This window comes from Streptomyces sp. NPDC101227 (genome assembly GCF_044767545.1).
Taxonomy (GTDB): domain Bacteria; phylum Actinomycetota; class Actinomycetes; order Streptomycetales; family Streptomycetaceae; genus Streptomyces.
Map to the genome: position 1 here is coordinate 345,071 of NZ_JBIWOD010000007.1, position 20,786 is coordinate 365,856.

Annotated in this window: 16 protein-coding genes; 5 read left to right on the forward strand and 11 right to left on the reverse strand. The window is 70.6% G+C overall.

Annotated features, from left to right (window positions below; all coding sequences use genetic code 11):
* The first annotated feature begins 98 nt into the window (after positions 1-98).
* The 4 genes from ACIRPT_RS19290 (at position 99) to ACIRPT_RS19305 (ending at position 4,297) form a co-directional block, all read left to right on the forward strand.
* Positions 99-1,070 carry a tetratricopeptide repeat protein gene (locus ACIRPT_RS19290; protein WP_403501723.1) on the forward strand — a complete coding sequence of 324 codons (972 nt, stop codon included), beginning with the start codon at positions 99-101 and terminating at the stop codon, positions 1,068-1,070.
* 619 nt (positions 1,071-1,689) lie between these two features.
* The gene (locus ACIRPT_RS19295) at positions 1,690-2,307 is read left to right on the forward strand and encodes a DUF6230 family protein (RefSeq protein WP_403501726.1); all 618 of its coding nucleotides are present in this window, start codon (positions 1,690-1,692) and stop codon (positions 2,305-2,307) included.
* A 132-nt stretch (positions 2,308-2,439) separates the two neighbouring features.
* On the forward strand, positions 2,440-3,009 hold the full coding sequence (locus tag ACIRPT_RS19300) for a DUF6114 domain-containing protein (protein WP_403501729.1): 570 nt from the start codon (positions 2,440-2,442) through the stop codon (positions 3,007-3,009).
* Positions 3,010-3,094: 85 nt separating this feature from the next.
* Positions 3,095-4,297 (forward strand): hypothetical protein, encoded by a 1,203-nt coding sequence (locus ACIRPT_RS19305; RefSeq protein ID WP_403828436.1) that lies wholly within the window; start codon positions 3,095-3,097, stop codon positions 4,295-4,297.
* A 100-nt stretch (positions 4,298-4,397) separates the two neighbouring features.
* On the opposite strand, the gene pyk is transcribed toward ACIRPT_RS19305, so the two are convergent.
* The 3 genes from pyk to pta are packed head-to-tail and all read right to left on the reverse strand — an operon-like array spanning position 4,398 to position 9,232.
* Complete coding sequence (gene pyk / locus ACIRPT_RS19310) at positions 4,398-5,825, reverse strand: pyruvate kinase (RefSeq protein ID WP_403828438.1); 1,428 nt, start codon at positions 5,823-5,825, stop codon at positions 4,398-4,400.
* Between the two features lie 60 nt (positions 5,826-5,885).
* Entirely contained in the window at positions 5,886-7,097 is a 1,212-nt protein-coding gene (locus ACIRPT_RS19315; RefSeq protein WP_403828440.1) for an acetate kinase, read from the reverse strand.
* Positions 7,098-7,135: 38 nt separating this feature from the next.
* The gene (gene pta, locus ACIRPT_RS19320) at positions 7,136-9,232 is read right to left on the reverse strand and encodes a phosphate acetyltransferase (protein ID WP_403828442.1); all 2,097 of its coding nucleotides are present in this window, start codon (positions 9,230-9,232) and stop codon (positions 7,136-7,138) included.
* 251 nt (positions 9,233-9,483) lie between these two features.
* Between pta and ACIRPT_RS19325 the strand changes: the two genes are divergently transcribed.
* Positions 9,484-10,509: an ATP-dependent 6-phosphofructokinase gene (locus ACIRPT_RS19325; RefSeq protein WP_403501743.1), complete on the forward strand. Its 1,026-nt coding sequence runs from the start codon at positions 9,484-9,486 to the stop codon at positions 10,507-10,509.
* Positions 10,510-10,602: 93 nt separating this feature from the next.
* On the opposite strand, the gene ACIRPT_RS19330 is transcribed toward ACIRPT_RS19325, so the two are convergent.
* From ACIRPT_RS19330 to ACIRPT_RS19365, 8 genes are all read right to left on the reverse strand, one after another.
* On the reverse strand, positions 10,603-13,170 hold the full coding sequence (locus ACIRPT_RS19330) for an ABC transporter permease (protein WP_403828444.1): 2,568 nt from the start codon (positions 13,168-13,170) through the stop codon (positions 10,603-10,605).
* A gap of 98 nt (positions 13,171-13,268) precedes the next feature.
* Positions 13,269-14,051, reverse strand: coding sequence for an ABC transporter ATP-binding protein (locus ACIRPT_RS19335; protein ID WP_403828446.1), 783 nt, complete (start codon positions 14,049-14,051; stop codon positions 13,269-13,271).
* 198 nt (positions 14,052-14,249) lie between these two features.
* Positions 14,250-14,945: a helix-turn-helix domain-containing protein gene (locus ACIRPT_RS19340; protein WP_403828448.1), complete on the reverse strand. Its 696-nt coding sequence runs from the start codon at positions 14,943-14,945 to the stop codon at positions 14,250-14,252.
* 126 nt (positions 14,946-15,071) lie between these two features.
* A complete protein-coding gene (locus tag ACIRPT_RS19345) occupies positions 15,072-15,914 on the reverse strand; it encodes a carbohydrate ABC transporter permease (protein WP_403828450.1) in 843 nt (280 codons plus the stop codon).
* A complete protein-coding gene (locus ACIRPT_RS19350; RefSeq protein ID WP_403828452.1) occupies positions 15,911-16,834 on the reverse strand; it encodes a carbohydrate ABC transporter permease in 924 nt (307 codons plus the stop codon). Before ACIRPT_RS19350 ends, ACIRPT_RS19345 begins: the two co-directional genes overlap by 4 nt.
* Positions 16,831-18,195 (reverse strand): extracellular solute-binding protein, encoded by a 1,365-nt coding sequence (locus tag ACIRPT_RS19355; RefSeq protein ID WP_403828454.1) that lies wholly within the window; start codon positions 18,193-18,195, stop codon positions 16,831-16,833. The genes ACIRPT_RS19350 and ACIRPT_RS19355 overlap by 4 nt, the downstream gene beginning before the upstream one ends.
* Before the next feature lie 61 nt (positions 18,196-18,256).
* Positions 18,257-18,937 carry a response regulator gene (locus ACIRPT_RS19360; protein ID WP_403501763.1) on the reverse strand — a complete coding sequence of 227 codons (681 nt, stop codon included), beginning with the start codon at positions 18,935-18,937 and terminating at the stop codon, positions 18,257-18,259.
* Between the two features lie 16 nt (positions 18,938-18,953).
* Positions 18,954-20,684 carry an ATP-binding protein gene (locus ACIRPT_RS19365; protein ID WP_403828456.1) on the reverse strand — a complete coding sequence of 577 codons (1,731 nt, stop codon included), beginning with the start codon at positions 20,682-20,684 and terminating at the stop codon, positions 18,954-18,956.
* Positions 20,685-20,786: the final 102 nt, after the last annotated feature.

Sequence of the window (20,786 nt, forward strand, 5' to 3'; positions counted from 1 at the left end):
CGGGGCGGCCGGTACGGGCGACAGGTATGACCGTGCCATCCCGCCGCAATTTCCGCATCGCTTTTCGGAACAAGGCGCCCAGGGGGGAGGATGGACTCATGCAGCCACGCAACATGTCCATGAGTGGAGTCGTCGACCTCGCAGCGGTGAAGGCGGCCGGGGAAGCGAAGCAGAAGGCCGAGCAGGCGCGCGCCGAGGCGGCCCGCACCGGCCAGGCACCCGCGGGCGGCGCCCGCCTGGTGTTCGACGTCGACGAGGCGGGGTTCCAGCAGGACGTCCTGCAGCGCTCCACCGAGGTCCCGGTCGTCATCGACTTCTGGGCCGAGTGGTGCGAGCCGTGCAAGCAGCTGGGTCCGCTGCTGGAGCGCCTCGCGACCGAGTACGCCGGCAAGTTCGTACTTGCCAAGATCGACGTCGACGCCAACCAGATGCTCTTCCAGCAGTTCGGGGTGCAGGGCATCCCGGCCGTCTTCGCGGTGATCGCCGGTCAGCCCGTCCCGCTGTTCCAGGGTGCGGCCCCCGAGGCGCAGATCCGGCAGGTGCTGGACCAGCTGGTGCAGGCCGCCGAGCAGCAGTTCGGCATCGTGGGCGCGCCGGTCGACGCCCAGGCCCAGGGCGAGCAGCCGGCGGCCGAGCAGCCCGTGCCCGCCGGTCCGTACGACGCGCTGCTGGAGGCGGCGAGCCAGGCGCTGGACTCCGGCGATCTGGGCGGCGCCATCCAGGCGTACAAGAACGTCCTCTCCGACGACCCGGCCAACCCGGAGGCCAAGCTGGGGCTGGCGCAGGCCGAGCTGCTGAGCCGGGTGCAGGACCTGGACGTGCAGTCGGTGCGCAAGGAGGCCGCGGAGAACCCGGCGAACGTCGAGGCGCAGATCCGCGCCGCGGACCTCGAACTGGTCGGCGGGCATGTCGAGGACGCCTTCGGGCGGCTGGTCGACGCGGTGAAGCGGACCTCCGGTGAGGACCGGGAGGCCGCGCGGCTGCGGCTGCTGGAGCTGTTCGAGGTGGTCGGTACGGATGACCCGCGGGTGACCGCCGGACGCACGGCCCTGGCCCGCGTGCTGTTCTGACCTTTCCTCGGTCGAGGCGGGCGGACCCCGTCTGACCTCCACACCTCTCCCGGGATGTCTCGCCAAACGGAACGGCGCCTACGTTTTACCAAATCTTGGTAATCGTAGGCGCTGTTACTTGGAGTAAGCCGGGCCGCCCATTTCGCGGCGCTGTGCCCGTAATTGACCGTTGTCCCGTCACGGTCAGCGCGACGGTGTGTGCCCGTTCGGTATCAGTGGGTCGCGGCTCGGTTATCGGTCCGTTACCCGCAAGTAACGAGCCCCTTGTGCGGCGGCTCCGAATGCACGACGATCGGCCACGCTCGGTCCCTTCCCGCAGCCCGGCATCCGGTCGGCGCAGCGGGGTACTTGGGTCCCCACCGAGTGGCCGGCGGCAGTGAGCGCCGGCCTTGGACAGGGGGGTCTCTGCCCCACCCGGCAGGGCCTGTCCAGTGCGGTTACGCGAGAGCGTGGCCAGTGGTTGTCGCTCGGGGGTGATCGCCGGTAATCGGAACGCACATGGCCTCCGAGGACGGGCGCTCTCCTTCCCGAGGACGTAGCACTTCTCCCATCCCAGGTGCGGCTGCTCTCAACTTCGAGGGCGGGCACCGGAGATGTACGTCCGAGAAGGAGGAAAGTCATGGAGTCCCTGGCTCGTGGCGGGACCAGATGGAAGCGGTTCGCCGTCGTCATGGTGCCGAGCGTTGCCGCGACGGCAGCGATCGGCGTAGCCCTCTCGCAGGGTGCGCTCGCGGCGTCGTTCAGCGTTTCCGGCCAGCAGTTCAAGGTCGCTACCGAACGTCTGGACGGCACCGGATTCGTTCAGTACGGAGCCATTGACGCCCAGAAGGGCGGCAAGAACGTCCCGGTGGCGGTCTCGGGGTTCTCGAGCGCCAAGATCAAGAACCTGTGCCAGTCCGTCGTCGTACCGGTCCCGGTGTTCGGCGATGTGTCGATGAAGCTGTCCGCCGGTGGCGGCGGCACGCCTGTCGAGGCGAAGAACCTCTACATCGACCTCGACCAGCTGGACGCGGACGCGACCTTCAACAACATCAACATCGGTGTTGCTGCGGGCTCGACGTCCAAGGGTCCCGGCATGCACAAGGGCGACAAGGCGGACCCGGGCTCTTTCGCCCAGGAAGCCGACTCGGCCGTGCTGACCAATGTCAAGCAGCGCGCCTGGGCCACCACGGCCGGCACGTTCAAGCTCAGCGGCCTCAAGATGAGCGTCAGCAAGGGCAAGAACGAGTGCTACTGACGCACTGAGCGTGCGGGCGCGGGGTGAGCTGTACGGCGACCAGAGCCGTGCCCCGTGCCCGTACGCCGGTTGCGCCACGTAGGCACTCCAGTTCAGTACCACCGATTTGCCAGTCCCGAGGAGCTGTACAACATGAGCGCCGACACGCGACCACGGCTGATCGAGACCCTCGGCCAAAAGCGCCTTTCGTTCCGGGAGTGGCGCGGCCGCCGCCCGTTCTGGGGCGGCATGCTGGCTCTGCTCGGCGGCGTCCCGATCATGTACTTCCCCTACGCGCACCTCTCGCTCGGCGGTATGACCCTCAGCATGGCGACCACCGCCGGCGCCGGCTCGCTGATCATCGGCGTACTGCTGGTCGTGCTCGGTCTCACCATGTGGTTCCAGCCCGTCTCGCGGGTGTTCGCCGGTGTGGCGGCCATCCTGCTGTCGCTGGTCTCCCTGGTCGTCTCGAACTTCGGCGGCTTCCTGGCCGGCTACCTGATGGGGATGATCGGCGGTGCGCTGGCGGTTGCCTGGGCGCCGGGTACGCCGGAGGGCAAGAGCGACGCCGGTGAACCGGCCCGCGAGGTGATCGCCGGACCGGTGGTCGCCACGAACCCCGCGCCGTCCACCGGCGGCGGTTCCGGGTTGGGCTTCGGACTGGACGACCTGTCAGGAACGAGCCCGACCAACGGAACGAACGGGAGGCACCGTGCCGGGTGATGAGCTGCACGAGAACGCAGCCGCCGGGCCGAGAACCGGACCGCGCCACGCGGCGCCGAGAAAGCCGCTGCTGACTCGGCTCCACGTGCCCGCGGGCAAGGCGATAGCCATCGCCGCGATGCCGTCCGCCGTGCTCATGGGTATGGGGCTCACGCCCCAGATGGCGATCGCCAAGCCTGCGCCCAAGAGCCCCTTCAAGGACGGCCCGTGCGTCACCGCCCCGGACAAGGTGGACGGGAAGGACGCGAAGGCCAAGGAGGACGCCAAGGCCAAGGAGGATGCGAAGGCCAAGGAGGACGCCAAGGCCAAGCAGGACGCCGCCAAGCCGTCCGCCGCGCCCTCCGCCTCCAGGGACGCGGACAAGACGCCCGAGCCCGCACCGTCCGCCTCTCAGAAGACCGACGAGCCCACCGGCTCCGCGACCCCGTCGCCGTCGGCTTCCGAGAAGACGGACGACGGGGGCCTGCTGGGCCTGGGTCTGGGTGAGAAGATCAAGGACTTCTTCACCCCGGACGAAAAGGAATCCGCCGAGCCGAGCCCCTCGCCGTCGGATTCCGCCACCAAGGACAGCGGGTCCACCGGCTCCGCGACCCCGTCGCCCTCGGCGTCGCCGTCGGAGTCCAAGGACTCCGCGGCCGGGACCGGGACCGACAAGGTCAAGGACACGGTCAACGGCCTCAAGGACGGCGCCACCAGGGCCCTCAAGGACCCGGCGCGCGCGGCCAACGACACCGTCCACGGTGCCGTCGGCACGGCGGACAACGTTCTGCCCGGTGGCGGACTCGACGGCAAGGACGCCAGCGGCAAGCAGGCGTTCCCCTGTGTCGTCAAGAACGCACAGAAGGGCAAGGACGAGCAGACGCCCGTCACCCTGCCCGACAGCCCCTGGCACCTGGAGTCCAGCGCGCTCACCCTGCGCGGTCTGAACTACGAGGGCGTCGTCAACGTCACCACGCAGAGCGGCCACACCAAGCAGGCGCTGAAGTTCACGGCCGACACCGTCGACATCGGCGATCTGCACCAGATCGTGGACGGCCCGATGGGGAAGAAGTACCACGTACAGGGCGCCCCGGGGTCCACGTCGACGATCCGCGGCGGCAAGGTGACGATGTACACCGAGCGGCTGCAGGGCAACCTTTTCGGGCTGATCCCGATCGTCTTCGATCCGGAGCACCCGCCGCCGATCAATGTCTCGTTCGCCTACTTCACCAAGGTGAAGATCGAGCAGGCGGGCCAGTTCGGCGGAAACCTCCACATCCCGGGTCTGCACCAGTCGATCACCGACTGAGCCGGCCGGGAAGGAATCCCAGGACCCGTCCGGGAGCCGCGGGAACGACTGTGGGCCGCCCCCCTCCAAGGGGGGCGGCCCACAGTCGTTCCGGCTTGCCTCAGGCGCTCTGGCCGCCCAGGTGGTGCACCCGCACCATGTTGGTGGTGCCGGGGACGCCGGGGGGCGAACCGGCGGTGATGAGCATCGTGTCGCCCTTGCTGTAGCGCTGGAGCTTGAGCAGCTCGGCGTCCACCAGGTCGACCATCGCGTCGGTGTTGTCCACGTACGGCACGACGAAGGGGTCCACGCCCCAGCTCAGCGCCAGCTGGTTACGGGTGGAGGCCTCCGTGGTGAAGGCCAGGATCGGCTGCGCGGCCCGGTAGCGGGACAGCCGGCGGGCGGTGTCGCCGGACTGGGTGAAGGCCACCAGCGCCTTGCCGTCGAGGAAGTCGGCCATCTCGCAGGCCGCACGGGCCACCGCACCGCCCTGCGTACGCGGCTTCTTGCCGGGGACCAGCGGCTGCAGGCCCTTCGACAGCAGCTCCTCCTCGGCCGCCTCGACGATCTTCGACATCGTCTTGACGGTCTCGATCGGGTAGGCGCCGACCGAGGACTCCGCGGAGAGCATGACCGCGTCCGCGCCGTCGAGGATGGCGTTGGCGACGTCGGACGCCTCGGCGCGGGTCGGCCGGGAGTTGGTGATCATCGACTCCATCATCTGGGTCGCGACGATCACCGGCTTGGCGTTCCGGCGGCACATCTCCACCAGGCGCTTCTGCACCATCGGGACCTTCTCCAGCGGGTACTCCACCGCCAGGTCACCACGGGCCACCATGACCGCGTCGAAGGCCATCACGACCTCCTGCATGTTGGCGACCGCCTGCGGCTTCTCGACCTTGGCGATGACCGGGACCCGGCGGCCGACCTCGTCCATGACGCGGTGCACGTCCTGGACGTCCTTGGCGTCCCGGACGAAGGAGAGCGCGACCATGTCGCAGCCCATGTTCAGGGCGAACTTCAGGTCGTCGATGTCCTTCTCGGACAGCGCCGGGACGTTCACCGCCGCGCCGGGAAGGTTGATGCCCTTGTGGTCGGAGATGACCCCGCCCTCGATGACGATGGTGCGCACCTTCGGGCCGTCGACCTCGACGACCTGGAGGGCGACATTGCCGTCGTTGATCAGGACCGGGTCGCCCTTGGAGACGTCGCCGGGCAGGCCCTTGTAGGTCGTACCGCAGATGGTCTTGTCGCCGGGCACGTCCTCGGTGGTGATGACGAACTCGTCGCCGCGCACCAGCTCCACCGGCCCGTCGGCGAAGGTCTCCAGGCGGATCTTGGGGCCCTGGAGGTCGGCCAGCACGCCGATGGCGCGGCCGGTCTCCTCCTGGGCCTTGCGGAGGCGGTGGTACCGCTCCTCGTGCTCCGAGTGGGTCCCGTGGCTCATGTTGAAACGGGCCACGTTCATACCGGCTTCGATCAGTGTCTTGAGCTGATCGAAAGAGTCAACGGCGGGGCCCAGGGTGCAGACGATTTTGGAACGGCGCATGGCGGAATCCTATCGGTTTGTTTCTGAGCGGAATATTCCGGTGGGCGGAAACACCAACGTCTAGGCGTTGACCAGGGCGTATGTCTGCTGGGCGATCTCCAGTTCCTCGTCGGTGGGCACCACGGCGACCGCGACCCGGGCGTACTCGGGCGAGATCAGCCGCGGCTCGTCGGACCGTACGGCGTTCAGCGCGGCGTCCACCGCCATGCCCATCTCCTCCAGGCCGGCGATGGCGGCCTCCCGCACCGGGGCGGCGTTCTCGCCCACGCCGGCGGTGAACGCCACCGCGTCGACCCGGCCGAGCACCGCGCTGTAGGCGCCGATGTACTTCTTCAGCCGGTGGATGTAGATGTCGAAGGCGAGCTCGGCGCGCTTGTCGCCCTCGTCGATGCGGCGCCGGATCTCGCGCATGTCGTTGTCGCCGCACAGCCCGATCAGGCCGCTCTTCTTGTTGAGCAGCGCGTCGACCTCGTCCTCGTCCATCCCCGCCACCCGCTTGAGGTGGAAGGTGACCGCCGGGTCGATGTCGCCGGAGCGGGTGCCCATGACCAGGCCCTCCAGCGGGGTCAGGCCCATGGACGTGTCTACGCACCGGCCGCCCTGGACGGCCGACGCGGAGGCGCCGTTGCCCAGGTGGAGGACGATCACATTGACCTCTTCCGGCGCCTTGCCCAGCAGCGCCGCGGCCTTGCGGGAGACGTAGGCGTGCGAGGTGCCGTGGAAGCCGTAGCGGCGGATGCGGTGCGCGTCGGCGGTGTCGACGTCGATGGCGTAGCGGGCCGCGTACTCCGGCATCGTGGTGTGGAAGGCGGTGTCGAAGACCGCGACCTGCGGCAGATCCGGGCGCAGCGCCCGGGCGGTCTTGATGCCGGTGATGTTCGCCGGGTTGTGCAGCGGCGCGACCGGCACCAGCCGCTCGATCTCCTCGAGCACCGCATCGTCGATCACGGTCGGGGCGGTGAACTTCAGCCCGCCGTGCACCACCCGGTGCCCGATCGCGACCAGTTCCGGGGAGTCCAGTCCGAGCCCGTCGGCGGCCAGCTCCTTGGCGACGGCCTTCAGCGCCGCCTCGTGGTCGGCTATCGGGCCCTCGGTCTCGCGCTTGTCGCCGCCGGTGGCCAGCGGTGTGTGCGCCAGGCGCGAGGTCTCTTCCCCGATCCGCTCCACCAGGCCGACGGCGAGCCGGCTGCCGTCGGTCATGTCGAGCAGCTGGTATTTCACCGACGAGGAGCCGGAGTTGAGGACGAGGACGCGGGTGGCGGTGGCAGTCATGTACGGCTTTCCGGTGAAGGGGGAGGGGGTGCGGGGACTCAGGCGGTGCGTCCGGCGCCGGGCGCAGCGCCCTGGGCCTGGATGGCGGTGATGGCGACGGTGTTGACGATGTCCTGGACCAGGGCGCCGCGCGAGAGGTCGTTGACCGGCTTGCGCAGACCCTGCAGGACCGGGCCGACCGCGACCGCGCCGGCCGAGCGCTGCACGGCCTTATAGGTGTTGTTGCCGGTGTTGAGGTCCGGGAAGATCAGCACGGTGGCCTTGCCGGCGACGTCGGAGCCGGGCAGCTTGGTCTTCGCGACCGCCGCGTCCACCGCCGCGTCGTACTGGATCGGGCCCTCGACCAGCAGGTCGGGCCGCAACTGACGGACGATCTCGGTGGCCTTGCGGACCTTGTCGACGTCCGCGCCGGAGCCGGAGGTGCCGGTGGAGTACGAGAGCATCGCGATGCGCGGCTCGACGCCGAACTGGGCGGCGGTGGCGGCCGACTGGATGGCGATGTCCGCCAGCTGCTCGGCGTTGGGGTCCGGGTTGACCGCGCAGTCGCCGTAGACGAGCACGCGGTCGGCCAGGCACATGAAGAAGACGGACGAGACGATCTGGGCGTCCGGCTTCGTCTTGATGATCTCGAAGGCGGGGCGGATGGTGGCGGCGGTGGAGTGCGCCGCGCCGGAGACCATGCCGTCGGCCAGCCCCTCCTGCACCATCAGCGTGCCGAAGTACGAGACATCGGCGACCACGTCGTAGGCCAGCTCGTATCCGACGCCCTTGTGGGCGCGCAGCTCGGCGTACCGCTCGGCGAAGCGTTCGCGCAGCTCGGAGGTCTGAGGGTCGATGATCTGGGCACCGGTCAGGTCGATGGCCAGGTCGGACGCGCGCTTGCGGATCCCCTCCTCCGCGCCCAGCAGGGTGAGGTCGCAGACGTCGCGGCGCAGCAGGACGTCGGCCGCGCGCAGCACCCGCTCCTCGGAGCCCTCGGGCAGGACGACGCGGCGGCGGCCGGAGCGGGAGCGCTCGATCAGCTCGTGTTCGAACATCATCGGGGTGACCCGGCTGGAGCGGGCGACGGAGATGCGGTTCGTCAGCTCGACGGTGTCCACATGCCGCTCGAACAGGCCCAGCGCGGTCTCCGCCTTGCGCGGCGAGGCGGCGTTCAGCTTGCCCTCGATGGCGAACAGCTCGCCCGCGGTCGGGAAGGATCCGCCGGGTACGGAGATGACGGGGGTGCCGGGGGCGAGCCGCCCGGCCAGCGCCATGATGTCGGGGCCGGGCCGCTCGTCGAGGGTGAGCACCACACCGGCGATCGGCGGGGCGCCGGCGCTGTGCGCGGCCAGCGAGCCGATGACCAGGTCGGCGCGGTCGCCGGGGGTGACCACCAGGCAGCCGGGGGTCAGTGCCTTGAGGAAGGTCGGCAGCATGGCGCCGCCGAAGACGAAGTCCCGCGCGTCCCGGGCCAGCCCGGAGTCGTCGCCGAGCAGCACCTCGGCGCCCAGGGTGTGCACGATCTGGCCGACGGTCGGCGCGGAGAGCGAGCCCTCCTCGGGGAGCGCGTAGCAGGGCACGGGCAGCCGCGCGGCGAGCCGTTCGACGACGGCGGTGCGCAGCTCGGGGGCGACGCGGTTGACGACCATGGCGACGACGTCGCAGCCCAGCGAGGTGTAGGCGCGGTAGGCGTTGCGGGCCTCGGCGCGGACCGAGTCCGCCTCCTGGCCCTGGCCGCCGACGACGGGCAGCACCGCGGCGCCGAATTCATTGGCGAGGCGGGCGTTGAGGGCCAGCTCGGCCGGCAGGTTGGTGGCGGCGTAGTCCGAGCCGAGGACGAGGACGTACTCATACTCCCTGGCCACCGCGTGAAAGCGGTCGACGAGCCGGGAGACCAGCTCGTCGGTGCCGCGTTCGGCCTGGAGGGCGGCGGCCTCCTCGTAACCGATGCCGTATACGGTGTCGGCGGACTGGGTGAGCCGGTAACGGGCCCGCAGCAGATCGAACAGCCGGTCGGGCCCGTCGTCGTGGACCAGCGGGCGGAAGACGCCCACCCGGTCGACATGGCGGGTCAGGAGCTCCATGACCCCCAGCTCGATGACCTGGCGGCCGTCGCCGCGGTCGATCCCGGTCACGTACACGCTGCGCGTCACGCGTGCTCTCCATCCTTCCGTTCTGCCCGCAAGCGATGCCCCCGCTCGCAAGGTCAAATTACCCGTTATGGTGGGCTTGCCCCTCTTGACAATACCTGCGCTGATGGCTAAGCCGCTCTCTCAGTTTCTCCTGAGCGGTCCGGTGAGGAGACAGTAGGGGTGGCCTCCGGGGTGAGGGCAGGCCCCGCGCGCTCATGAAACAATCGGACCGGCTCACAAGAACCAACAGCGAGCACAGGAGACACAGCACGATGCGTATCGGAGTCCTCACCGCAGGCGGCGACTGCCCCGGCCTGAATGCTGTGATCCGGTCTGTTGTCCACCGCGCCCTCACCGGTCACGGCGATGAGGTCATAGGCTTCGAAGACGGTTTCGCCGGCCTGCTCGACGGCCGCTTCCGCAAGCTCGACCTCGAGGCGGTCAGCGGCATCCTCGCCCGCGGCGGCACCATCCTCGGCTCCTCCCGGCTGGAGCGCGCCCGCCTCCGCGAGGCCTGCGAGGACGCCAAGGACCACTCCAAGGACTACGGCATCGACGTCCTGATCCCGATCGGCGGCGAGGGCACCCTCACCGCCGCCCGGATGCTCTCGGACGCCGGGCTGCCGGTCGTCGGCGTTCCGAAGACCATCGACAACGACATCTCCTCCACCGACCGCACCTTCGGCTTCGACACCGCCGTCGGCGTCGCGACCGAGGCCATCGACCGCCTCAAGACCACCGCGGAGTCGCATCAGCGCGTGATGGTCGTCGAGGTGATGGGGCGGCACGCGGGCTGGATCGCGCTGGAGTCCGGCATGGCCGGCGGCGCCCACGGCATCTGCCTCCCGGAGCGCGAGTTCGACGTCAACGACCTGGTCGAGATGGTCGAGGAGCGCTTCGCCCGCGGCAAGAAGTTCGCCGTGGTCTGCGTCGCCGAGGGCGCCCACCCGGCCCCTGGCACCATGGACTACAAGAAGGGCGCCATCGACCTCTACGGCCACGAGCGGTTCTCCGGCATCGGCAACGCCCTCGCCCATGAGCTGGAGAAGCGCCTCGGCAAGGAGGCCCGCCCGGTCATCCTCGGCCACGTCCAGCGCGGCGGCACCCCCACCGCCTACGACCGGGTGCTCGCCACCCGCTTCGGCTGGCACGCCGTCGAGGCCGCGCACCGCGGCGACTTCGGCAGGATGACGGCGCTGCGCGGCACGGACATCACGATGGTGCCGCTGGCGGAGGCGGTCACCGAGCTGAAGACCGTGCCCGCGAACCGCATGGACGAGGCCGAGTCGGTCTTCTGACCGGCCCGCACGACGCAGCACGACGCACGACCACGAAAGAGGCGGCGCGCCACCCGGCGCGCCGCCTCTTCGCTGTCGCTCACCCCGGCGGGGCTACTGCGCGCCGATGGCCTCCAGCATGTTCAGCCGGGCGGCGCGGCGGGCCGGCCACAGCGCGGCCAGCACCCCCACGACCAGCGCGATCAGCAGGAACAGCCCCAGCCGGCCCCAGGGCAGCACCATCTCGTACGTCGGGAAGGACGAGCCGACCATGCTGCCGCCCGCCCAGGCGAGGAAGATGCCCACGCCCATGCCGAGCACCGCGCCGAACAGCGAGATGACCACCGACTCCAGCCGGACCATCTGCTTGATCCCGCTGCGGGCCAGTCCGATCGCGCGCAGCATCCCGATCTCCCGGGTCCGCTCGAACACCGACATCGCCAGGGTGTTGACCACACCGACCACCGCGATGACGACGGCCATGCCCAGCAGCCCGTAGATCATGTTCAGTACGGTGTCGATCTGTCCGGCGGTCTCCTTGCGCAGATCGTCATGGTTCTGGATCTTCAGCAGCGGGCTGTCGCCGAGCGCGTGCCGGATCTCCTTGACGAGCTCGGGGGAACCGCCGTCGGCGGCCTTCACCAGCAGCTCGTCGTTCTTGACCGGCGTCAGGTGGGGATCGACCAGCGACAGGGCGCCGAAGGAGCCGCCGAGCGTCTCGTTGTCCTTGTAGACGCCGGCGATCTTCAGCTTCGTGGTCTTCTTCTCGTCGAACCGCACGCTCACCGTCTCGCCGGCCCGCCAGCCGTGCTCCTTGGCCTCGGTCTCCGAGACGGCTATGCCGCCGGCCCGGACACCCGCCAACGAGCCCTTCACGAAGGTGAGTTGGGTGACCTTGTCGATCTGGGAGAGATCCGTGCCGCGCAGGACGCCGAAGCCGCCGTCGGCTCCCCCGCCCGTGGAGAAGCCCGCCCCGCGCAGCGGCGCCATCGCCTCGACGCCCGGGACCTTCGCCACCTTCTTCGACAGCTCGGGGTCCAGCCCCACATAGGTCGTGGTCTTGATCTGGTAGTCGGCGGTCAGGCTGGTGGCCGCCATCTTGTCCATGCCCAGCTGCGCGGAGTGCCCGACGACCGTCATGCCGGTGATCAGGGTGAGGCCGATCATCAGCGCGGACGCGGTGGCGGCCGTACGGCGCGGATTGCGCAGCGCGTTCTCCTTGGCCAGCTTGCCGCCGATGCCGAACAGCCGGGTGGTGACCGCGCCGGCCAGCGAGACCAGCGGCCGGGACAGCAGCGGGGCCAGGATGATCACGCCGGTCAGCGTCAGCATCGAGCCCGCCATCGCGACCGGCAGATCGTCACCGGACGTCAGGGTGGACACCCAGAGCATCACGGCGACGCCGAGGCCGGTGATCACCGCGCCGATCACATTGCGTACGACCAGACTGCGCGGCGCGGGCGGCGCCTCGGCCGTGCTCAGCGCCTCCACCGGTGCGATCTTCGCGGCCTTGCGGGACGGCAGCCAGGCGGCAAGTACGGTCACCACGACGCCGACGGCCAGCGCGGCCGCCACCGTGGTCGGGCTGATGATGACCGGCCCGTCCGGGAAGCCCGCGCCGTTGGCGTCCAGCACCGCGCGCAGCCCCACCGCGATCCCCGCACCCAGCGCGAACCCGACGACGGAGGAGACCAGCCCCAGCAGCGCCGCCTCGGCCAGCACCGAGCGCACGACCTGCCGGCGTGAGGCGCCGACCGCGCGCAGCAGCGCGATCTCGCGGCTGCGCTGGGAGATCAGCATGGTGAAGGTGTTGGCGATGATGAACACCCCGACGAACAGGGCGATCCCGGCGAAGGTCAGCAGGGTCTGGCTCAGCGCGCTGTTCTGCTGGGCGATCATCTTGGCCTGCTGGGCGGCGAGTTCACTGCCGCTGGTCGCCTGGGCGCGCCCCTCGGGCAGCAGTTCACGCACCTTGGCGGTCAGCGCCCGCTGATCGGTGCCGGGCGTGGCCGCCACCACCAGCTCGTCGAACTGCCCCGGGTGCAGATACAGCCGCTGCGCGGTCGCGGTGTCGAACAGCGTCAGACTGCCGCCCGCGGTCACCTGAGGATCGTCGGTCGCGACGATCCCGACCAGCTTCTTCGTCAGCACCGGCCCGTCGGTCGCGAAGCGCACGGTGTCGCCGATGCGGTACCCGGCGGCCTTCGCCGTGCTCTCGGCCAGCGCCAGCTCGCCCGCGTTGCGCGGACCGCGGCCCTGGGCCATCGGGTAGCGGCCGTCCTTGCCGTCCTTGCCCGGCTGGAAGTTGACCGCGCGGTTCTGCCAGCCGTTGCCGACCGGCTGGTCGTCCCTGCCCGCGAGGGTCGCCTCGCCGGTGACATCGGACCGTACGGAGGCCACCCCGGGCAGCGCGCGGATCCGGTCCGCCAGCTTGTCGTCGAGGGCGCTGGTCCGCTTGCCGTCCTTCTGGTCGTCGGCGGCGTCGGGCTCCGCGTCGATGGCCTGGACGGAGACGGCGACGTCCTTGAGATTCCTGGCGGAGGCGTTCTTGACCGCCTCGCCGACGGTGTCGCTGAAGATCAGGGTGCCGGCGACGAAGGCGACGCCGAGCAGGACCGCGAGCGCGGTCATCATCAAACGGGCTTTGTGCGCAAGGACGTTGCGCAGGGCGGTTCGCAGCATGGTGGTGGGTTCAGTCCTGAGGTCAGGGGTCCGGTGCTCGGATACGGAGGGCGGCGCGCGGGTACGGCGCGCGGCGTACGGCGGCGGGGCGCGCCGGGTCAGCTCGTACGGCCCTTGGAGTCGAACAGCCGCATCCGGTCCAGGACGGCGCCGGCGGTCGGCTCGTGCAGTTCCTCGACGATCCGGCCGTCGGCGAGGAAGACCACGCGGTCGGCGTAGCCCGCCGCGACCGGGTCGTGGGTGACCATCACCACGGTCTGCCCCATCGCCTGTACCGACTCGCGCAGAAAGCCCAGCACCTCGGCGCCGGACCGGGAGTCGAGGTTGCCGGTCGGCTCGTCCGCGAAGATGATCTCCGGCTGGGCGGCCAGCGCCCTGGCCACCGCGACCCGCTGCTGCTGGCCGCCCGACAGCTGCGCCGGCCGGTGCGTCAGCCGCCCGGACAGGCCCACCGTCTCTATGACCCGGTTCAGCCACTCCCGGTCGGGGCGGCGGCCCGCGATGTCCATCGGCAGCGTGATGTTCTCCAGCGCGGTCAGCGTCGGCAGCAGATTGAACGCCTGGAAGATGAAGCCGATCTTGTCCCGGCGCAGCCGGGTCAGCTGCCGGTCGTTCAGCGACGCGAGTTCGGTGTCGCCGATCCGGGCGGAGCCGGCGGAGATGCCGTCCAGCCCCGCCATGCAGTGCATCAGCGTGGACTTGCCGGAGCCGGACGGTCCCATGATCGCGGTGAAGCGGGCCTTGCCGAATTCGACGGAGACGGAGTCCAGCGCGACCACGCGCGTCTCGCCCTCGCCGTAGACCTTGCTCAGGTCGGTGGCGCGGGCGGCGACGGCCGCGGTGGCGGTGGAAGTGGGGAATGCGGCGGCCGCATGGGACACGGGAACTCCTGAGAGGGGACGGTCGACTCGTTGTGGTGGGAGTCCCCATTCTCGAATCCGCAGGTCAGGTCGGTCGTCAGCCCAAAGGACCCAATGCCGGACCGGCCGCAAGTGCCACACCGGCCCCCGGCGTCCTCCCGTAGGAGGACCCGGATCCGGCCTCAGGACCGATGGGCGGCCGCGCGGAGTGTGCGGTCCCTACCGCCCGATCCGCTCCCAGAAGTCCGCCAGGATCCCGGCGAGGAACGCGCGCCCCGCCTTGCCGGACGCATCGGCGCCCTCCCCGCCGCCCCAGTTGAGCGTGCCGGCCATGCCCGACTGGTAGTCGCCGTGCAGCTCCTGGAGCACCTCCTGGATCCGCTCCTTGGGGAGCGGTACGAGCTTGCCGACCGGCCGCACATACGCCTGCCAGCGCGTGGTGACGGCGCTGGTCAGCAGCTCGGTGAGTTTCGCGTCCTGGCCGGTGAACCGGATCAGCGCGGGGAGCGGCAGCTCGAGCGCCTCGGCGAGCGCCGCGGCCTGCCTTTCATTGCCGGTCCACTTCCCGCCGTCCTCCAGCCGCTCGTACGCACGCCGCTCCATGCCGATCCGCAGTGCCACATCGTCCGCCGCGAGCCCGAGGGCCAGCCGGTACTCGCGCAGCGTGCCGGGCGCCCCCAGCAGTTCCCCGGGCGCGCACCACAGCGCACCCGCCAGTGCGGTCAGCTCCGTACTCGTGGGGGTGTCCTCGCCCCGCTCCCAGGAGGCGACCATGGCGGGCGAGATGCGTAGCCCGAAGGCGGCCGCCATGCCGTAGGCGACGTTTTCGGGGGTCATACCGAGGGCCTCGCGCAGCCGGCGCGCGGCCTCGGCGTTGAATGGGGGCCTGCGGGGCTCCCCGACGTGCGTGTTCACGGGGACACGGTAAGTGACGTGGCGCTTTTCCACCTATGGTGCAGATGAACAAGTTGTTAACTCGTAGATTCCTACGTCAGGAATGAGGTAGTGGGGCCCGCCGTACCGGATGGCCGGTATGCCGGGCTAGCCCTTCACCGCCCCGCCGAGCGCGAACCCGCCGCCCAGCCGCCTCGCGATCAGCACATACAGCAAGATCACCGGCGTGGAGTACAGGATGGAGAAGGCGGCCAGCTGCCCGAAGGCCACGCTGCCCTCGTTGCCGAAGAACGTGAAGACGCTGACGGAGGCGGGCAGCTGGTCGGGGGAGAGCAGCAGCATGAAGGGGACGAAGAAATTGCCCCACATCATGATGAACGTGTAGATCGTCACGACGGTCAGGCCGGGGCCCATCAGCGGCAGCACGATCCGCAGCAGGGTCTGCCGCCAGGAGGCGCCGTCCGTCCAGGCCGCCTCCTCCAGGACCGTCGGTACGCCGTCCATGAAGTTCTTCATCAGCCAGATGGCGAACGGGAGCTGCGCGGTGGCCAGGAACAGCGCGGTGCCGGACATCGTGTCGATCAGGTTGACCTGGACGAACAGGCCGTAGACCGGGACCATCACCGCGGTGATCGGCAGACAGGTCGAGAACAGGACGGTCAGCAGGTACGGACGGCTGAAGCGGGCCCGGAAACGGGAGAGCGGATAGGCGGCCAGCGCCGCGCAGACGACCGTGACCAGGGTGGCGCCGCCGCACAGCAGCAGGCTGTTGACCATCGGCGTGAACGTGATGTCGTCCGTCAGCACGGCCGAGAAGTTCCCCAGCGTGGGGGACTCCGGCAGCCGCACGCGCAGCGTCGCCTCGGGGTTCAGCGACGACAGCACCAGCCAGACCAGCGGAATCGCGAAGGCGACGGCGACGGCCAGCAGCGCCGCGTCGGCGGCGAGGCGGCGGGCGCGCCGCGCGCGGACCGCCCGGCCGCTCCTCACGTCTCCTCGCGCATCAGGCGCAGATAGACCGCCGAGAACAGCGCGCCCACCAGGAGCAGCAGCAGCGCCACCGCCGTGCCGTAGCCGATCAGGGACTTCAGGAACGCCTGGTCGTACATGAACACGGGGAGGGTCTGGCTGCGATTGCCCGGCCCGCCCCGCGTCATGGCCCAGATCAGGCCGAAGACGGACAGCGTCTGGAGGGTGTTGAGCATCAGATTGGTGCCGATGGAACGGCGGATCATCGGCAGCGTGATGTGCCACAGCCGCCGCGGCCCGCCCGCACCGTCGACCTGGGCGGACTCGGTGACCTCCTGGGGGATCGCGTCGAGCGCCGCGGAGTAGATGAGCATCGAGAAGGCGGTGCCGCGCCAGACGTTGGCGAAGGACACGGCCAGGATGGGGAGCGTGAACAGCCAGTTCTGGGTGGGCAGATGGAGCCACTCCAGGATGGCGTTGAGGGTGCCGCGCCGCTGGAAGAAGCTGTAGAGGAGGAAGCCGGCGACGATTTCCGGGATCACCCAGGCGGTGATCACGACCGCGCCGGCGAGGGACCGCAGCGGCCGCGAGGCGCGCCGCATCAGCCCCGCCAGCGCCAGCCCCAGGGTGTTCTGGCCGAGCACCGAGGAGAGCAGGGTGAACACCAGGGTCAGCACCACCGCGTTGACGAAGTTGCGGTCGGTGAGGGCGTGCCGGAAGTTGGCGAGGCCGACGAAGGACGCGGACTCCTGGCCGGTCAGCTGGGTGTCGGTGAAGGCGATGTAGACGCAGTAACCGATGGGGCCGGCGAGGAAGAGCAGGAGCAGGACGGTGGCGGGGGCGAGGGGGGACCAGCGCAGCAGGCCGCGGCGGACGGGGGACGTACGGGCCGGGCGCGCGGCCCCGGTGACGGCGCCGGCCTCGGTGACGGCGCCGGTCATGGCTTGGCGACGACCTGGCCGTCCACGACGGCCGACAGCTGCTCGTCGTAGTCCTTGGCGGCCTGGCCGGGCGAGGCGGAGTCGGCGGTGACGGCCTCCATCGCCTCACCGATGGCCGCGGAGACCTTGGGGTAGGCGGGCAGCGCGGGCCGGTACCGGCTGATCTTGACCAGCCCGGTGAAGAAGCCGATGCCGGGGACGGACTTCCGATAGCGCGGTTGTGCCGCGACGTCCTTGCGGACCGCGATCTGTGCGCCCCGTACACACCATTCCAGGGCGTTCTTCTTCGACTGGAAGGTCTGGATCAGCTTCCAGGCCAGAGCGGGCTGCCGGGACTTCTGCGGCACGGACCAGGTCCAGCCGCCGGCCAGGCTGACCTTGCCGGGTGCGGCGCCGTGCTGAGTGGGGAACGGCGCCTGGCCGAGCGTCGTCGACCACTCGGGCCAGGGGTTGCCGCCCCCGGTCTTCTGCCACTGCTGGCCGAGCCACGAGCCGTCCAGATCGATCGCGAGCTTCTCCTCGGGCAGCAGCTCGGCGGCCACGTTCGTCTGGATGTTGGGGCTCAGCGCGTCGGAGACGTCGGGCCCCAGCTTCTCCTTGTAGACCGTGTCGATGAAGTCCAGGCTGTCCCGGAAGCCCTTGCTGCCGGTGACCCACTTCTTCGCCGCCGGATCGTAGAGCGGCTGCTCGCCGGTGCCGTACAGCAGCATCTCGAAGCCCTGCATCACGGCGGCCTCGCCCGCGCCCTTGCCGGTGAAGACGTTCAGCGGGATGACACCGGGGACCTTGGCCTTGACGGTACGGGCGGCGTCCAGGACCTCGTCCCAGTTCCGGGGCCGCCAGTCGGCCGGCAGCCCCGCCCTCTTGAAGATCTTCTTGTTGAACCACAGCCCCCGGGTGTCCGTGCCGTCCGGGACGCCGTACGTCTTGCCGTCCTGAGCCCGCGCCGCGGCCTTCGCGCTCGCCTCGAACTGCCGCCAGTCGTCCCACTTGGCCAGATACGGATCCAGAGGCCGCAACAGCCCCGCCTTGATATCGGAGTTGACCAGAAACGTGTCCTCGTAGACCAGATCGGGCGCCGTCTTCGGGGAGCGCATCATCTGCTGGATCTTGGTGTAGTAGTCGTTCTCCGACGCCTGGATCGGGATGAGCTGGACCCTTTTCCCGGGGTTGGCCTTCTCGAATTCCCTCGCCACCAGGCTGATGTACTGGTCGCGGACCAGGACCTTGCCGTTGGTGTCCTTGATGAACGCGACTTTGACGGTGTTCCGGTCGCTCCCGGCCCCGCTGCCGCAGGCGGTGAGTGTGCCGGCGGCCAGGACGGCGGCGGTGAGCAGAATCAGCGGGGCGGTGGGGCGCACGGCGACCTCCAACTAACCTCGGTGGGTTGCCCGCCGAAAGTAAGTCACCGCTCACAGCCGGTCAATGCCCCGACCAGCGGTAGCGCAATTCCGGGCGGCCCACCTGGCCGTACTGCGGGGCGCGGGCGGCCCGGCCGCTGTCGACGAGATGCTCCAGATAGCGGCGGGCGGTGATCCGGGAGATCCCGACATCGGCGGCGGTCTGAGCCGCCGTCAGCCCGCCCTCGGCGGCCCGCAGCGCATCGGTCACCGCGCTCAGGGTCGCGGCGGTCAGCCCCTTGGGCAGCGCGGCCGGCCGCGGCGGGCGCAGCGCGGCGATCGCCCGGTCCACCTCGTCCTGGCCGCTGGCCTCGCCCGCGGTCGCCCGGAACGCGGCGTAACGGGTGAGCCGGTCGCGCAGGGTGGCGAAGGTGAAGGGCTTCAGCACGTACTGCACCACGCCCAGCGAGACGCCCTCGCGCACCATCGCCAGATCGCGGGCCGAGGTGACGGCGATGATGTCCGCGGTGTGCCCGGCCGCGCGCAGCGCCCGTACGAGGTGCAGGCCGTGGCCGTCGGGGAGATAGAGGTCGAGCAGGAGCAGGTCGACGGCGTGCTGGTCGAGGTGGCGGCGGGCGGCGGCCATGGAACGGACGGTGCCGGAGACGGTGAAGCCGGGCACCCGCCCCACGTACAGCGCGTGCGCGTCGGCGGCGACCGGATCGTCCTCGACGACCAGGACCCGGATGTCGGGGGCGCTCACCGGCCCCTCCTCTCGTTCACCGCGCGGTTCCTCTCGTGGCCGGCCCGCCGGCGGCGCCCAGCGGCAGCCGGACGGTGAACCGCGCGCCGCCCTCCGGCGCCCGGTCGAGGGTGATGCTGCCGCGGTTGCGGTGCACGGCCTGGCGGACCAGGGCGAGGCCCAGGCCGCGGCCCGGCCCGGCCTTGGTGGACCAGCCGCGCCGGAAGACCTCCTCGGTGGCGTCAGCGGCGACCCCCGGGCCGTTGTCGGCGACGACGAGCAGCAGCTCGCCGTCCCGCGTCGCCCGCGCGGTGACGCTTACGGCGGGGCGCCCCGCGGCGCGGTCGGCCGGGGCAGGGGCCGTTCGTGGTTCCGCCCTGAGGTCGGTGTCCGACCACACGACCACCGCCGCCTGGGGAGGGGCGGCCGCGTCGATGGCGTTGTCGATGAGGTTGCCCAGCACGGTGACCAGGTCGCGGGCGGGCAGACCCGGCGGCAGCAGCCCGTCGTCGATCCGGCTGTCGGGGGTCAGGGTCAGCTCGACGCCCCGCTCGTTGGCCCCCGCCGCCTTGCCGAGCAGCAGCGCGGCGAGCACCGGCTCGGCGACCGCGCCGACGACCTGGTCGGTCAGCGCCTGGGCCAGCTCCAGCTCGGCGGTCGCGAAGTCCACCGCCTCCTCGGCCCGGCCCAGTTCGATCAGCGAGACGACGGTGTGCAGCCGGTTGGCGGCCTCGTGCGCCTGCGAGCGCAGCGCCTCGGCGAAGCCCCGCACGGAGTCCAACTCGCCCGACAACGCCTGGAGTTCGGTGTGGTCGCGCAAGGTAACGACGCTGCCGCGCTGCTCCCCGCCGGAGACCGGGGAGGAGTTGACGACCAGGACCCGCTCGGCGGTCAGATGCAGCTCGTCGACGCGCGGACCGGGCGCCAGCAGCGCCGCGGTCAGCGGCCCCGGCAGCCCCAGCTCCGTCACCGGCCGGCCCACCGCGTCGCCGGACAGCCCCAGCAGCTCCCGTCCGCCGTCATTGATCAGGTCGACCCGGTGCCGCCCGTCGAGCATCAGCAGCCCCTCGCGCACCGCATGCAGCGCGGCCTGGTGGTAGTCGTGCATCCGGCTCAGCTCGGCGGCGTTCATCCCGTGGGTGTGCCGCCGCAGCCGGGCGTTGATGACATACGTCCCGAGCCCGCCGAGCGCCAGCGCGCCCGCCGCCGCCGCGATCCCCGCCAGCACCTGATCCCGCAGCTGCGCGCTGATCGTCTCGATGGTGATCCCGGCGCTGACCAGCGCGGTGATCCGGCCGCCGCGCCGCGGGTCGTGGACCGGCGCGACCACCCGTACCGACGGCCCGAGCGTCCCCAGATAGGTCTCGGGGACGATCCGGCCGCGCAGCGCGGGCCCGATGTGTCCCAGGTACTTCTTGCCGATCGCGGACGGATCCGGGTGCGTCCAGCGCGTCTTGTCCGGCGCCATCACCACCACGAAGTCCACCCGCGCATCGCGCCGCACCCGCTCCGCGTACGGCTGGAGCGCGGCCGCCGGGTCCTTCGTACGGGCCGCCGCCACGACCGCCGGTGAATCGGCGACGGCGGTGGCCACGGCGGTCGTCTGGCGCCGCGCCGTCTCCTCCGCCTGCCGCTGGGCGCTCAGATACGCGAACAGCGCACAGCCCGCCACGACCGCCGCCACCAGCACCACCTGCATGGCGAACAGCTGCCCTGCCAGACTGCGCGGGCGGCGCAGCCGGGGCGGCCGGGGACGGGGGAGTCGCATACAGAACAGTCTGCACGGTCACTTTCGCGGCGGGCCGCGCGGTCACTCTCGCGTGAACGAAATGCACGTAAGGGTGACGGGCGCCACAACGGCGTGCATAGT